Below are 14,934 nucleotides of genomic sequence, written 5' to 3' on the forward strand. Positions count from 1 at the left end.
TTGAATCAATGAAAGCTTCTTCCCCGGCACAAGAGCGGGGCGCCGGATCAACGGGCCAGCAGTTCGCAGAAGGGAACATCCCTGTCGCTGCGCGGCTCGGCGGCCAGCCCCAGAACGCGCTCGCCAATGCTGTTGAGCACCACCTCGTCGGTACCACCCGCAATGCGCATGCCGGCAGAGCCAAACCACAGACGCTCCACCATCGCAAAGCGCTCACCCAATCCGCTGGCCGCCAGTTCGCTGGCCGCCAGCACGCCGCGCTGGCCCAGCAGATCGATAGCGAAGTAGCTGAAGGACTGCAGCGCGGCAGCGGCCACGTTCTTGGCGCCGCTCATCTCCGGGCCGGGCTGGCGCCCCTTGCTCAGCGCCGTCAGTGCGCGGCATTGCAGCAGCCACAGCGCCTGCTCCTTCATATAGAGATCGGCCCAGCGCTCACGCAGGCGGCCGTCCTCCAGTGCGGGCCGGCCTTCGAAGCGAAGATCGGCCAGCAGACCTGCCGTGGTGCGCCACAGCTCGGCGGGCATCACGCCGCCAATAGCCAGGCGCTCGGCCATCAATCCCGTCAGCGTGACCTTCCAGCCACCGCCCAGCTTCCCCACCAACTGGCCGTCTGGCACGAACACATCCTCGAAAAAGACCTCGTTGAACTCGGACTCGCCGCCAGCCTGACGAATCGGGCGCACGGTAATGCCGGGCGAATGCATGTCCAGAAAGAAGGTGCTCAACCCTTCGAACTTGCTGGCCTGCGGATCGGTACGGGCCAGCACCAGGCCCCACTGGGCAAACTGCGCGAGCGAAGTCCAGACCTTCTGGCCGTTGATGATCCAGCCCTCTCGGCCATCGGTCGCGCGCTCGGCACGTGTGCGCACCATGCCCAGGTCGGAGCCCGCGCCTGGCTCGCTCAGCAGCTGGCACCAGAGGTTCTTGCCGCTCAGCGCCGGGGCCACATGCTGGCCCAGCACTTCGGGACTGGCATGTGCCATCACCGATGGCAGCACCATGCCCAGGCTCACATTGAACATGCCCGTGGGAACTTTGACCTTACCCTCCTCCTGGCGCCAGATCAGTTCCTGCATGGGGGTGCCGCCACGGCCGCCGAGCACCTTGGGCCAGGTGATGGCGCCAAAGCCTGCTGCCGCCTTCCGGCCTTGCCAGACCCGGGCCGCCTCCAGGCGCTGCGCGGCCGTCATGTCGCGGCCGAAATAGTCGTCGGCGCTGGCCTTTGGCTCGGCATTGGCCTGCAGCCAGGCGCGGCATTCGGCGCGGAATGCCGCCTCTTCGGGCGTGTCCTCGAAGTCCATGGACTGGCTGCCGGCCTGCTTCGCGCTCTTTGCAGGCGCCTCAGGTTCAGCTGCGAGAAGCCGCTGCTGCAACTCGGTGGCGACCTGCTCGCGCCAGGCATGGATGCTGCCCAGCTCCACGGCCTGCTGACGCGCGCGGCGATAGAACAGATGGCAGTCCAGCTCCCACGTATAGCCCATGCCGCCGTGGGTGTGCAGGTTTTCCTGCGCGGCATCCGACAGCGCCTGGGTGCTGCTCACGCGTGCTGCTGCGGCTGCGCCCGCCAGCTCGGGCGCACCATCGGCCGCAGCCATGTCCGCCGTCAGGGCCCAGGCGCCGTAATAGCAATGCGCACGGGCCAGCTGGTTGCTGGTGTAGAGGTGGGCAAGCTTGTGCTTGATGCCCTGATAGGAGCCGATGGGCCGGCCAAAGGCCTTGCGCTCCCGGGCATAGCTGCTGGCCATCTCCAGCGCGGCATCGGCCGCACCCAGCTGCTCAAAGGCCAGCATCACGGCCGCGCGATTGCGCACTCGCCGCATGACCTCGGCAGCGCTGCGGCTGCAGTCCAGCTGCTCTGCCTCCGTATGGTCAAAACTTAGACGGGCATAGGGCTTGGAGGGGTCCAGCGTCTTGAGCTTTTCGCGCCGCACCGAGCCGTCAAACCTGAAGGCCACCAGCACCTGCGCCCCCATCGTGTTACGCGCCAGCGCCACACCCCATTGCGCGGCCATGCCGTCGGCCACCAGCGGGCAGTCGCCCTTCAGGGTCTTGCCGTCAAACAGGGGCAGACCGGATGGAGGGTCCTGCCCGTCGGCAGGCGCTGCCAGACAGCCAATGCTTCCGCCCGAAACCGGCAGCAGCCATTGCTGTCGCTGCGCGGAATGCTCCTGTGTAGATAGCAATACGGCCTGCACCGCCAGATACATGGTCGAAGCCAGGGGCACGGGGCTGAGCTGGCGGCCCACTTCTTCGGCCACCACGCACATCTCCATGGCACCAAGGCCTATGCCGCCGCAATCCTCGGGCAGCATCAGGCTGGTCACCCCCAGCCGGGCCATGCCGCTCCAAACGTTCTGGGCATGCTCGCCCTCGCCCTCAAGCAAGGCACGCGTCTGCGTCAGCGGCGATTCCCTGGTCAGGAATTTGCGAATTTCGTTGCGCAAGGCATTCTGGTCGTCACTGAAATCGAAGTTCATCTTCTGTCTCCACCCATTCTTCTAAAACTCAGGCCACGGCGGCGGCTCTTGCGCCATCCGACAGCGCAGCGGCCGCTGCGCCGGACATATTCGACATCCTGTTGGCTGGCGGCGTCAGGCCCAGCACCAGATCGGCACCCTTGTCGCCGATCACCACCGATGCCGCATTCGTGTTGCCCGACACCAGATGCGGCATGACCGAGGCATCAATCACGCGCAGGCCCTGCACGCCCTTGACCCTGAGATCGGGCGTGACCACGCTCAGCGGGTCGGCCGCATCGCCCATGCGGCAGCTGCCACTGGCGTGATGGCCCGAGCCCAGGTACATGGAGATCCAGTCCAGCAACTCGTCATCGCTTTGGAGGCCTGGTGCCGGGCGCGTCTGCGTTTCGATCAGGCCGGCCAGCGCGCTCTGGCGGGCAATCCTGCTGGCCATGCGTACTCCATGGAGCAGCGCCTTGCGGTCACGCTCGTCGTGCAGAAAGTTCATGCGAATGCTGGCCAGCTCCTCGGGATGGCGGCTCCTGAGCCTCAGTTGGCCGCGTGAATAGGGCCGTACCTGATAGGGAGCCATCGTCATGCCGGGGAAGGCTTCGGTGCGATAGTTCTTGCCACCCTGCATATAGCCCTCGATATCGCCGGTCACGGGCAGACCGTGAATCTGGATGTCGTTGTAGGGCAGGCTCGCATCGCTGCTGAACCAGGCGGCAAACTCCGAGGCCGGCATGGCCATGGCGCCCTGCCTGGTCAACAGGTATTGGATGAGCGAAGCGCCAATGCCCAGGCCACGCAGCGAGCGGTTGAGGCTGGGCGTTCCAGTCTTCATGCGCCAGGACATGGGGACAATCGCATGGTCCTGCAGATTGGCGCCCACTCCGGGCAGATCCACCTTGACCTCAATCCCCATCTCCTGCAGGTGTGCTGCCGGGCCGATGCCAGAAAGCATCAGCAGCTGGGGCGACTGCAGGGCACCGGCGCACAGCAGCACTTCCTTGCTGGCGCGGGCGGCGTGGCTTGCGCCGGCCTTGTCCTTCCAGTGCACCGTGCTGGCGCGCAGCCCGTCAAGACCTATGCGGGTGACCAGCACCTGCATGCGCACATCCAGATTGCGCCTCTGCATGGCGGGCTCGATGGCGTTTTTAGCCACCGACGAGCGCTGACCATTCTTGAGATTGACCTGAAACAGCCCTGCCCCGTCGGGATGGCCGTTGTTGAAATCCTTGCAAGCGGGCATGCCGGCTTGAATGGCGGCCTGCACCATGGCCAGCGATACCGGATGTGGGTTGTGCAGATTGTTGGCCGTCAGCGGCCCGCCGCGCCCGTGCCAGGGCCGGGTGAATTCTTGTTCGCTGCGCTGCTGGTCTTCGGTGCGCACAAAGTAGGGCAGCAACTCGTCATAGCTCCAGCCCACCGCTCCTTGCTCAGCCCAGCTGTCGAAGTCCGCCCGATCGCCGCGCACATAGATCATGCCGTTGATGGACGAAGACCCGCCCAGGCGCTTGCCCCGCGGCAGGCTGATGCGGCGCTTGGCTGCGTACTGCTCGGGCTCTGTTTCGTGCCCCCAGGAATAGCGGGGACTGTTGATCATCTGGCCCCAGCCCGAAGGCATGGACACCAGCAGATCCTTGTGGCTGACGCCGCCTTCCAGCAGCAGCACCTTGTGCTCGCGACTCTCGCTCAGTCTTGCCGCCAGCGTGCCACCGGCCGAGCCTGCTCCGATGACGATGTAATCAAAGACTTCATCCATGGCCTGTCTCCATTGATTCTTATTGGATGAGTGACTGTGCCGAGCCGATAAAGAGTGGGCGCGCCCGCCCACCCTTTGCACTCTGCTCAGGCCCTGGCGGTTTTGCCGTAGAAGGTCTGCCCCTTGGCCGCCATATCGCGCAGCAGCTGCGGCGGGCGCAGTTGCTCACCAAACAGATCGGCCAGACGGTCGGCCTCGGCCACGAACTGCGGCAGACCTATGCCGTCGATAAAGCAGAAGGGGCCGCCCGTGTAGGCAGGAAATCCCACGCCGAGAATCGAGCCGATGTCGCCATCGGCCGGCGCCAGCAGCACGCCCTCCTCCATGGCACGTGCTCCTTCGACGGCCTGCACATAGAGAATGCGCTGCTTGAGATCATGGGCGCTGGGCTGCAGGGCTTTCAGCGGGTAGTGCTCGGCCAGGCCCGGCCAGATGCGCTTGCCGCTGCCACCCTCACTAGGGTCGTAGTCATAGAAGCCCTTGCCCATCTTGCGGCCCAGGCGACCCAGCTCAAAAAGCTTGCCGATCACGGGCACGGAACGGCCCGGCTTGTATTCCCCGGGGAACTCCTTGGCCTGGGCTTCGCCCGCATGCTTGGACAGATCGATCGACAGCTCGTCGGTAATCGCCAGCGGCCCCACGGGCATACCCGCATGCTTGGCACAGTTCTCTATCAATGCCGGGGCAATGCCTTCGGCCACCATGCCGATGGCGTCATCCACAAACGCACCGATGAAGCGGCTGGTGAAAAAGCCGCGCTTGTCGTTGACGACAATGGGCGTCTTCTTGAGCTGGGCCACAAAGTCCAGTGCCTGCGCCAGCGTGGCATCCGAGGTCTGACGGCCGCGAATCACCTCCACCAACGGCATCTTGTCGGCCGGCGAGAAAAAATGCAGGCCGATAAAGCGATCGGGTCGCTCGCTTGCCTGCGCCAGCAGGCTGATGGGCAGGGCCGAGGTATTGCTGGCAAGCACACAGGTTGGTGGCAGCACAGCGTCCAGCTTCTTCGTGACTTCGGCCTTGATGGCACGGTCTTCGAAGACGGCTTCGACCACCATATCGGCATCGCGCAGCAGCTCGTAGTCGGTGCCGGGCATGATGCGCGCGAGGATGGCGTCGGCCTTCTCGCGGCTCTGGCGGCCCTTGTCCACCAGCTTCGCCAGCACCTTCTCGGCGTACTGCTTGCCCTTGTCCGCTGCCGCCTGATCCCGGTCTATCAGTACCACCTGAATGCCGCGCTGGGCGGCCACCAGCGCAATGCCCGCGCCCATCATGCCCGCGCCTATCAGGCCCAGCTTGCGGCATTGGAAGGGCGCAAAGCCTGCAGGGCGGTGCATGCCTTTCTCGGCCTTGCTCTTGTTGACGAAGAGCGTGCGAATCATGCCCCGCGCCACGGGGCTGCGTGACAGCGTGGCCATGTACTTGCTCTCGATGCGCAGGCCCTTGTCCATGGGCAGCTGGCAGCCTTCGTAGATGCAGCTCTGAATGCACAGCGGCGCCAGCATATTGTGAAAGGTCTTGGCCTGCAGCAGGGTGTTGCCCACCACGAAAGCGGGGGCCACGCGCGCATCCAGCGGGCCGCCACCGGGAATGCGAAAGCCTTTCACATCCCAGGGCTGCACTGCCGTAGGGCTGGCCAGCAGCCAGGCCTTGGCAGCGCCGAGCAACTGCTCGGGAGCCACCACCTCGTCCACCAGTCCGGCTTCCCTGGCCTTCACGGCCTGCAGCTGCTTGCCCTCCATCAGAAAAGGCATGGCAGCCAGAATGCCGATCATGCGCGGCAGGCGCTGGGTGCCGCCGGCACCGGGCAGCAAGCCCACTTGCGCCTCGGGCAGGCCGACCATGACCGTGGGGGCATCGGCCGCAATGCGGTGGTGGCAGGCCAGGCAGATTTCATAGCCGCCGCCCAGTGCCATGCCGTTGATGGCCGCTACCAGCGGCTTGCCCAGGGTCTCCAGCTTGCGCAGCAGCCTCGACAGCGACGCGCAGGAGGCGAACAGCTCCTCGATGGGCATGTCCGCCATGGCGTCGATATTGGCCTCCATGCCCATCAGGTCGGCTCCGGCGACAAAGCTGTCCTTGCCCGAGGTGATGATGCCGCCGCGCACCCCGTCGTCGCCTTGCATGCGTGCAATACAGGCCTCCAGGCTGTCCATGAAGGCCTGGTCGATCACATTCATGGTCTTGCCGGGGTAATCCAGCGTTAGCGTGGCAATGCCGTCCCCATCTACGGCGTAGCGAATGATTTCCGTTGTCATGATGTCTGCTTCCTCACTCACACGCGTTCGATGATCATGGCCGAGCCCATGCCCGCCGCCACGCACAGGCTGATCAGCGCCGTGCGCTTGCCGGTGCGCTCCAGCTCGTCCAGCACCGTGCCCAGAATCATGGCGCCCGTCGCCCCCAGCGGGTGGCCCATGGCAATTGCTCCGCCATTGACGTTCATGCGCTCATGGGGAATGTCCAGCTCCTCCATCATGGTCAGCACCACCGTGGCAAAGGCCTCGTTGAGCTCCCACAGATCGATGTCCGAAGCCTGCATGCGCGCCCTGGCCAAGGCCTTGCGTGCGGCATGGGCCGGGCCGTCCAGCATCAGAGTCGGCTCGGAGCCTATGCTGGCAAAGGCGCGGATTCGCGCACGGGGCTTGAGGCCTTGCTTGGCACCCGCTTCTGCCGTGCCAATCAGCACTGCCGCTGCCCCATCGACAATGCCTGAGCTATTGCCCGCGTGGTGATGGTGCTGAATCTGCTCGACCTGCGGATAGCGCTGCAGCGCCACACTGTCGTAGCCGTATTTCTGGCCCATTTCGGTGAATGCGGGCTTGAGCGCGGCCAGAGATTCGACCGTGGTTTCGGGACGAATCGTCTCGTCTTTTTCCAGCAGCGTCATGCCCAGAAAATCCTTGACGGGCACGACCGACTTGTCAAAGCGCCCCTCCGCCCAGGCCTTGGCGGCGCGGCGATGGCTTTCGGCCGAGTACGCATCCAGATCCTGGCGGCTGTGGCCGCGTAGCGATGCCAGCAGATCGGCCGAAATGCCCTGCATCACGAAATAGGTCTTGCTGGCCAGTTGCGGGTCCTGCGCCCAGGCACCACCGTCCGATCCCATGGGCACGCGGGACATCATCTCCACGCCGGCACCGATGGTCATATCGGCCTGACCGGACATGACCTTGGCCGCCGCAAAGCTCACGGCTTCGAGGCCCGAGCCACAGTAGCGGTTGAGCTGCACGCCGGCCACGCTCTGCGCATAGTCGGCCTGCAGCACCGCCATGCGGCCCACATTGCCGCCCTGCTCGCCCACGGGCACCACACAGCCCATGCCCACATCGTCCACCACCGAGGTATCGAGCTGGTTGCGCTCACGCAAAGCCTGCAGCGGCTGGGCCGCCAGCCAGACCGGCGTCACCTCATGCAGTGCGCCATCCGGCTTGCCCTTGCCTCGGGGGGTCCGGACATGGTCGAAGATCAATGCCTCCATCTGCTTTCCTCACATCACCAGGTTGTTATCGAGTTCTTTTTCAGATTGCCATACGGCTTTTTCCCCAACCTACCTGATTCAGACTAGGGGCAGACTATGAGAAAACCCGGCCGCAACCGCCCCTGGTGGCACATGGCTTGCTTCTCCTGGCGCGAAAGCCGGTTTGCGCCGCCAGAATGCCCGCACCGGAGGCTTTGTCGCCTTCGCTGCCACCGCTCGCGGTCTCATGAGCGACAAAATAGCCTTCCTGCTTTCACCACAGGAAGGCTGCGAGCAAAGCTGTCGGACTCAGGCCACCAGACCTCCGCCATTGACCGGCAGCACCTGGCCGTTGACCCATTCCGCTTCGGTCGATGCCAGATAGCTCACGGCCGCACCCACATCCTGGGGCGAGCCGGCCCGGCCCACGGAAGTGCCCTTCTTGGCAATTTTCTCCGAGCCCTCCCAGTTGTTCATGGTGCCCAGCGACAAGGCGTTGGCCGTCACGCCATGCGGGCCAACCTCGCCCGAGAGATTACGGATGAAACCGATTGCCGCCGCCTTGGCCGCACCATAGGCGCACAGTCCCATGCCCGTGGCCGTGCGCGCCGCATCGGAGTTGATGGCGACGATGCGGCCCCAGCCCCTTTGCTGCATGGCGGGCAACAGCGCCTGGCAGGCATGCATCAACCCGTGCAGATTGAGCTGCAACCAGGCGTTCCACTCGGACTCGGGCGACCGCAGAAACGGCGTGTAGCCCCAGCCCTGGGCCGGAATGCCGGCGTTGTGCACAAAGATATCGACCACGCCCACCTCGGCCTGGATGCGCTCGACCATGGCAAAGATGGCTGCGCGGTCCTTCAGGTCCGCCGCCTGGGCCGAGGCCTTGAAACCCATTTCCTGCAACTGGCGCGCCGCATTCTGGGCACGCTCCTGATGAAAGTCATTGACCACCACATGCGCGCCCTGCGCGGCCAGCGCCTGCGCGATGCCAAACCCCATGCCGCGCCCGGCACCACTGACCAACGCCACTTTCCCATCCAGCCTGAACATGTCTTGCACTCCTTTTTTATGCGGAATGCCCAGTGTTAGCCCGGCCTGTGCCCCGGACATACTCCAAATGGACGGGGTCAAAACCGGCGGGATCCACAAGATAGAAAAGTCAGAGACACCACAGGAGACCGACTTGAGCACAGAAAACCAGTCCCAGGGCCAGAACGCTGGCCCCTTGTCCGGACTGCGCGTCCTCGAATTTGCAGGCATAGGCCCTGCCCCTTTTGCCGGCATGATGCTGGCCGACATGGGGGCAGAGCTCATTCTCATCGAGCGCAGCGCCGACCATGCGGCGGCATCCCGCTACCCGCGCATGGCGCAGAACCGGGGAAAGAAGTCCATCGCGCTGGACCTCAAGTCCGAGGCTGGACGCGCCGCCGCCTGGAAGCTGATCGAGTCTGCCGACGCGCTCATCGAAGGCTTCAGGCCCGGCGTGATGGAGCGCCTGGGTTTCAGCCCCGAGGAAGTCGCCCGCCGCGCCCCCCGCCTGGTCTTTGGTCGCGTCACCGGCTGGGGCCAGACCGGCCCCCTGTCCCAGGCCGCAGGCCATGACATCAACTATGTGGCGCTGACGGGCGCGATGTCCACCTCCATGCGCCCCGGCCAGGCGCCCGTGCTGCCGCCGACCATCGTGGGCGATATGGCGGGTGGCGCCATGTTTCTGCTGTTCGGCCTCATGTGCGCCATGCACGAGGCACGCCAATCCGGCAGGGGTCAGGTGGTGGACGCCGCCATGATCGACGGCGTGGCGGCCATGAGCGGCCTGATGCACCAGATGCGCGGCGCCATGGGCTACTGGAAGGACGACCCCACGCAGAACCACTTTCTCAACACCTCGCCCTTCTACGAGGCCTTCGAGTGCGCCGATGGCAGATACATCACCCTCGGCGCGATCGAGCCACAGTTCTATGCCTTGCAGTTGCAGAAGCTGGGCCTGACCGATGTGGACCCCAGGCGCCAGTACCAGAGCGCGGACTGGCCCGAACTCAAGGCCCGCGTGGCCGGGATTGTGCGCAGCAAGACCCGGGCACAGTGGTGCGCGGAACTCGAAGGCAGCGATGTCTGCTTTGCCCCCGTGCTGAGCCTGGCCGAAGCCCCCTCCCATCCGCACAACGCCCAGCGCCAGCTGTTTGTCGATCTGGAAGTGGAAGGCAGCAGCCAGCGCCAGCCGGCACCCGCTCCACGCTTTTCGCGCACCCCGGCGCGCCGACCCACACCGGGCAGCAGGATCGGCCAGGACACCGATGCCGTGCTAGCGGCCCTCGGATATACCCAGGCCGATATAGCGGCGCTGCGCGAGAGCAAGGCCTGTGCCTGAGCAGCCATCTTGCAATCGGCGAGGCGAGCAAGCGACGCAGGGGATGAATGCTACAGAAAATATAGCTTCTATCGATTTGTATGAGTAGATTTCAGATCTTTTTATATTGAAATCCATGTATATCAAGCGGTAGCAGCTATCACTATTCAGGCAACCTACTTTGCCGGGGTAGACGCTGCCATGCAGGCCAAGCTCCGACGTCACCAGCGCGCCTGCGGCGCTATGCCGCAGGCGCGCTGGATAGAACGACCTTGTTGCGCCCGGTCATCTTGGCGCCGTACAGAGCCTTGTCGGCCGAACGCAGCACCTCCTGCACGTCCAGATCCTTGCCCGGCACCCAGGCCGCACAGCCGATGCTGACCGTGATGCAGCCGAATTCGCTTCCGGTGTGCGCAATCGCAAGCTCGGAGACTGCCTCCCGGATGTTCTCGGCAATCAGCGCGCCTCCATCCAGGGTCGTGTCCGGCAGCACCACGATGAATTCCTCCCCCCCATAGCGGGCCGCACTGTCCTCGGGGCGCCGGATATTGTTGGCAATGCATCTGGCCACGGTCGCCAGAACCTCATCCCCGGCCTGATGACCGTAGGTGTCGTTGTAGGCCTTGAACCAGTCGATATCCACGAACAGCAGCGAGAAGGCGCTGTGACTTCTTTTGGCCTTGTGCCACTCGTGCTCGATGATCTCGTCGAGCTTGCGGCGATTGTTCAGGCCGGTCAGACCATCGGTACGCGCCAGCAGCGCCAGTTCGGACTCTGCGCGCATGCGGCGCTTGAGCTGCACTCCGAACGCGAAAGACAGGCCGATGAAAGCCATGGTGAGCGTTCCCATGACGGAGGCAATCAGCAAGGCGCGCTGGCGCCATACGGCATAGATATCGGAATGCGCCTTCGCCACCATGATGATGAATGGCAAGCTCGGAAGATTCTTGAAGTAATACGCGCGCTGCGCGCCATCCAGGTAGGAGGTGTCCGAGAAGCTGCCTTCGGGCGCCAGCATGAACTGCTTGAAGGTGCTGGCATTGCGGATATTGCGCCCGATGACCTTGGCATCGAAGGGCTGGCGCATCATCATGGCGCCATCTTTTCTGATCAGTGCCAGCGATCCGTGCTTGCCCAGCGAAAGCACGGAGAACAGCTTCTGAAAATACTCCAGCTGGACATCGATCAGCACAATCCCCGCGAACGAGCCGTCCGCATGGGAGATCCGGCGACTCAGCGGAATGCTCAGCGAGCCGCCGTGCAGTGTCGATGAATAAGGGTCTCCCACATAGAGACCGACGTTGGGGCTTTCCTGATGCACCTTGAAGAAATCATGCTCCAGGTAATGCCCACTCAGCGGATTTTCCGAGCCCGCATTCAGGACCACTCGCCCCTGCGCATCGAGCACCAGAATGGATCCCAGATAGGAGGCCGTCGCGGCCTTATCGAACAAGGCTGCGTTGCGCACATGCGGGGACGCGGCCATGACTTCGGAGTCGTTCAGCCCATCGACCACGGCCTGCAGCGACAGCGCATAGAGCTCGAAGTTCCGCACCACGTCGTTTTCGGCAAGAAGCGCCACATTGCGCGATGTCTCTATCGCATGTGCCATGGCATCCAGCCGACTCTGATAGAGAACAATGGTGCAGATGGCCGTCATCGAAAGCGCAATGATCCCCCCTACCAGAAGCATTGCATAAGGAGCACGGGAAACGACGTTGCGGTGATCAAAAGCAGACTTGCGAAATAGTTTCATGTCGTTGCTGTATTTGAGCGAGCCGGTCACATTTTTTCGATGCAGGCATGCGGGTGCGCTCTTGCGAGACAACACCGTGCACTGGCCTCCGCGCACCCCATTCTGCCTGTGTTTGCCGCAACAGAGCCAGGCCCTTGCAGCGCCGGTCTGCCTGCGGCCAATGCCGCAAGCAAGCGGACTACCAGAACGGCTTAAGAGAGATGGGATAGCCCGCCACAAAGACAGGCCTGCGGGCAAGCCAGTACGAGGACGTCAGCACCGGGACGCCGATACCAACCGGCTGCGCAGACCGGATGGCTGCCGTCATAAGCAGAGCAGCGGCTACCCTTGCTGAGGCTTTACGGCAAGCTCTTGGATCGCAAGCTGCAAATGTTGGTGCGCGCTGGCGTGGAGGCTGCCGTTAACTCGCACCACCGCGACGATGACTAGCGCCATCGTTCTAACGGCTGAACGCTTACAGCGACTGGACAGGCGGAAAACGACACATTGCAGTCACTGTGAGCTGGCTTTTTCGGCCAATCTCTCGCGTGTGGCTTCATCAATGATGCTACGCATCAATGCGAACAGAGGATCAGCGCTTGTGTGTTTCTGACCGTAGGTCAGATTGAACTCGTAGTCGAAATCAGGCGGGTTGACCCCCTGGTTATGCTGCAGGATTGTTTCAAGCTTATCCAGTGCTTTGACGGCTTTTGCTTCGGGTGAGGCTGCGTCCTCATACTCCTGCCACAGTGCCAGGATGTCGGCTCGCTGTGCTTCGTCTAGAGAGCGAGTCAGATGCAGAAGGTCGGTCTTTTCCTGCGCGCTCTTGTCAGGATGCTGGTTTTTCTCGATGGCTGGAATGTCGCCGTGAATGGCCTCGCCCAAATCATGAACGATGCACATTTTGAGAATCTTAAGCATGTCCATGCCGGCAAGCTCGTCCGCGAAGGTCATAGCCATCAGGCACAGGCGCCATGTATGTTCGGCGGTGCTTTCCGCCCTGCCCGTGGAGGTGTGAGAGCTTCGGAGCACGCTCTTGAGCTTTTCAGCCTCTTGCAGAAAGGCTAGACGGCCCTTGATATCGTCGATATTCATGCCCGATTCTATAAAGCGTCTCATAACCCAGGTCGTTGCATGCCGAAAGCTCGGCTGAACCAACAAAGAGGTTCAACCAAGGCTGTGGGCGTGCTAACTGACATTTACCGTGCAAGGAGCTAAGCCAAACGCAGCTGCATCTGGTTTTGGGCGGCACATGCTGATAGCCGGCGTTTGTTCAGGCTACGACGGCCGCAGATCGCCCCATTGCGGTCGGTCGCGGTGTGGTCGGTCAATGCCTGCTTTGCAGCGATTGTCGTCATTGATACAGCCAAGTCCCCCGACCACCTCATGACACTCCTCAGCCGCTCGAGCCTGCGAGCAGAATCTTCTGCGGGAGGCACGCGCTCATACCTTGGCTAGGAATGCCGCCGCATCACCCGCTTCACACTTCCAGTCTGCGAAGACCCCAACCAGATTGCATTCCACGCAGTGGCAAGCGATGTAGTACCAGCGCACGTCGTGTGTGCCCTCGTACACGGAGACGCCGGACATCAGCTCGAACACCTCGTTCTCGCACACGCACTCGTGCGCCTCGGGGACGGCCTCTTCAACGTGGTCCGCGCTGTCGCCCATCAGGTGTTTCTGCCCGCAGTCGGAGCAAGTGCGGATTGCCACGCCAGCTTCTTCATCGGTCTGCAGCGCGAAAGTCCGGCACCCGCAATTGCATTTGGACGAGGCAAACCGGACGGCCTCATGGCGATTCGCAACGCTGTAGCTGCGCAGCTCGGCTTGGGTGTCGCCGGACGTCGTCCCGTACCAGAACTCGCCCTTCTTCGTCAGTGCCATTGATGCTGTTCCATTCTTCAAGGTGGTCTTCCCGGCAGACCTGACGCCAAGCTTGCCACTATCGTCTGGATTTTGCCTGAAGGCACGGTGAATCGTCGTCAAGGGGCCGGGTCGGGGTGGTCTCCTACAAGGGCTGCGGAAATACTTGAATAAGCAGATCCGGGCGCACAGGATCGAGCACGATGCACCCGATACTGCAAACTCATTGTCAACCGTGTTGGACCGCCGCTGGATCAGGGAGGCCAGGTTTGAGTCTCAGCTCGTTGAGGGGCGATGGCACAGCCTCAGTGGCCGGAAAGATGGTGCGCGCACGTACGGCCTCGACCAGTAAGGTAGCCAAGCGCTCTGCGGCTGGCTCCAAAAGAGAGTGGGAACGCCCAAGCACCAGGTCCATGGTGGGCAGAGGCGGCAGGCCGATTTCCTCTGGCGCGTAGCTGCGCACATGCGGCGGCAGACCGAAGGGAGTACGCACCGACAGCCCAAGGCCCGCCGAGGTTGCAGCCCAGATCGGCCCGAGACTGGCACTGCTGAACGCATGCCGCCAGGCAATGCCGGCTCGCTCCAGCACGGCTGTGACCAGCTCGCGCAGCGGGCAAGGCTCTTCCAACATCACCAGAGCCAGTGTTTTCAGCTTGCCCTCTTGATCCGGCTGCAAGCAGCCAAGGCTGTCCAGCACCTCGGGCGCGGCAGGTCCTATCCAATGCAGGGGCAGACGCATCACGGTTTCGGCATGGATGCCGGACAGATCTGCGCCGACATCCCAGAGCATTGCCAGGTCCAGCTGTCCCCGAGCAAAGCGTTCACGCAACTCGTCGCTGCGCGCCACGCAGGCCTCGATGCGCACCTGGGGATGCGCCCTGGCAAAGCGGCCCAGTACGGCCGGCAACAGTGCGTCGCCAAGGTCCTCCTGAAGTCCGAGCCGGACCAGTCCTCGCAGCTGGCTGCCGCTGACCGCCGCCACCGCCTCGTCATTGAGGTCCAGCAGGCGGTGCGCATAGGCCAGCAAGGTCTCACCGGCCTCAGTGAGCTCAAGACCACGCCCTGCCTTGCGCAGCAGCGGCGTGCCGCATTGGGCCTCCAGCTTCTTCAACTGGGCACTGATCGCCGAAGTCGAGCGCCCCAGCTTGTCCGCTGCACGCGCGAAACTGCCAAGCGCGACCCCTGTCGAAAAACTGCGCAGCACATCCAGGTCGTAGAGCACACGAGACACACAAGCCCTTCCAATCATCCCAAAAAACAGGATGGTTGGTTCGATATTATTTGATTTTCAAAATGATTGGG

General features: G+C 63.2%; 10 protein-coding genes. 1 reads left to right on the plus strand and 9 read right to left on the minus strand.

What is annotated here, in order from left to right; all coding sequences use genetic code 11:
* Positions 1-47: 47 nt before the first annotated feature.
* The 5 genes from F3J24_RS19330 to F3J24_RS19350 form a co-directional block, all read right to left on the minus strand.
* On the minus strand, positions 48-2,477 hold the full coding sequence (locus F3J24_RS19330) for an acyl-CoA dehydrogenase (RefSeq protein ID WP_167009772.1): 2,430 nt from the start codon (positions 2,475-2,477) through the stop codon (positions 48-50).
* Positions 2,478-2,505: 28 nt separating this feature from the next.
* A complete protein-coding gene (locus F3J24_RS19335; RefSeq protein ID WP_167009774.1) occupies positions 2,506-4,224 on the minus strand; it encodes a GMC family oxidoreductase in 1,719 nt (572 codons plus the stop codon).
* A gap of 86 nt (positions 4,225-4,310) precedes the next feature.
* Complete coding sequence (locus F3J24_RS19340) at positions 4,311-6,482, minus strand: 3-hydroxyacyl-CoA dehydrogenase NAD-binding domain-containing protein (protein ID WP_167009776.1); 2,172 nt, start codon at positions 6,480-6,482, stop codon at positions 4,311-4,313.
* Between the two features lie 17 nt (positions 6,483-6,499).
* Positions 6,500-7,705 carry an acetyl-CoA C-acetyltransferase gene (locus F3J24_RS19345; RefSeq protein WP_167009778.1) on the minus strand — a complete coding sequence of 402 codons (1,206 nt, stop codon included), beginning with the start codon at positions 7,703-7,705 and terminating at the stop codon, positions 6,500-6,502.
* A gap of 288 nt (positions 7,706-7,993) precedes the next feature.
* Complete coding sequence (locus F3J24_RS19350; protein WP_167009780.1) at positions 7,994-8,737, minus strand: SDR family NAD(P)-dependent oxidoreductase; 744 nt, start codon at positions 8,735-8,737, stop codon at positions 7,994-7,996.
* A gap of 184 nt (positions 8,738-8,921) precedes the next feature.
* Here F3J24_RS19350 and F3J24_RS19355 point away from each other — a divergent pair, with 184 nt between their 5' ends.
* Complete coding sequence (locus tag F3J24_RS19355) at positions 8,922-10,055, plus strand: CaiB/BaiF CoA-transferase family protein (protein ID WP_167009966.1); 1,134 nt, start codon at positions 8,922-8,924, stop codon at positions 10,053-10,055.
* A 220-nt stretch (positions 10,056-10,275) separates the two neighbouring features.
* Here the strand turns inward: F3J24_RS19355 and F3J24_RS19360 are convergent, their stop codons facing one another.
* From F3J24_RS19360 to F3J24_RS19375, 4 genes are all read right to left on the minus strand, one after another.
* Positions 10,276-11,727, minus strand: coding sequence for a sensor domain-containing diguanylate cyclase (locus F3J24_RS19360; protein ID WP_167009968.1), 1,452 nt, complete (start codon positions 11,725-11,727; stop codon positions 10,276-10,278).
* Positions 11,728-12,282: 555 nt separating this feature from the next.
* Positions 12,283-12,864 (minus strand): HD family hydrolase, encoded by a 582-nt coding sequence (locus tag F3J24_RS19365; protein ID WP_167009783.1) that lies wholly within the window; start codon positions 12,862-12,864, stop codon positions 12,283-12,285.
* Between the two features lie 348 nt (positions 12,865-13,212).
* Positions 13,213-13,653, minus strand: coding sequence for a hypothetical protein (locus F3J24_RS19370; protein WP_167009785.1), 441 nt, complete (start codon positions 13,651-13,653; stop codon positions 13,213-13,215).
* A gap of 208 nt (positions 13,654-13,861) precedes the next feature.
* Positions 13,862-14,863, minus strand: coding sequence for a LysR substrate-binding domain-containing protein (locus F3J24_RS19375; protein ID WP_167009788.1), 1,002 nt, complete (start codon positions 14,861-14,863; stop codon positions 13,862-13,864).
* Between the last annotated feature and the right edge of the window lie 71 nt (positions 14,864-14,934).

Origin of the sequence: Comamonas sp. Tr-654 (assembly GCF_011752915.1) — a bacterium.
Taxonomy (GTDB): domain Bacteria; phylum Pseudomonadota; class Gammaproteobacteria; order Burkholderiales; family Burkholderiaceae_C; genus Comamonas.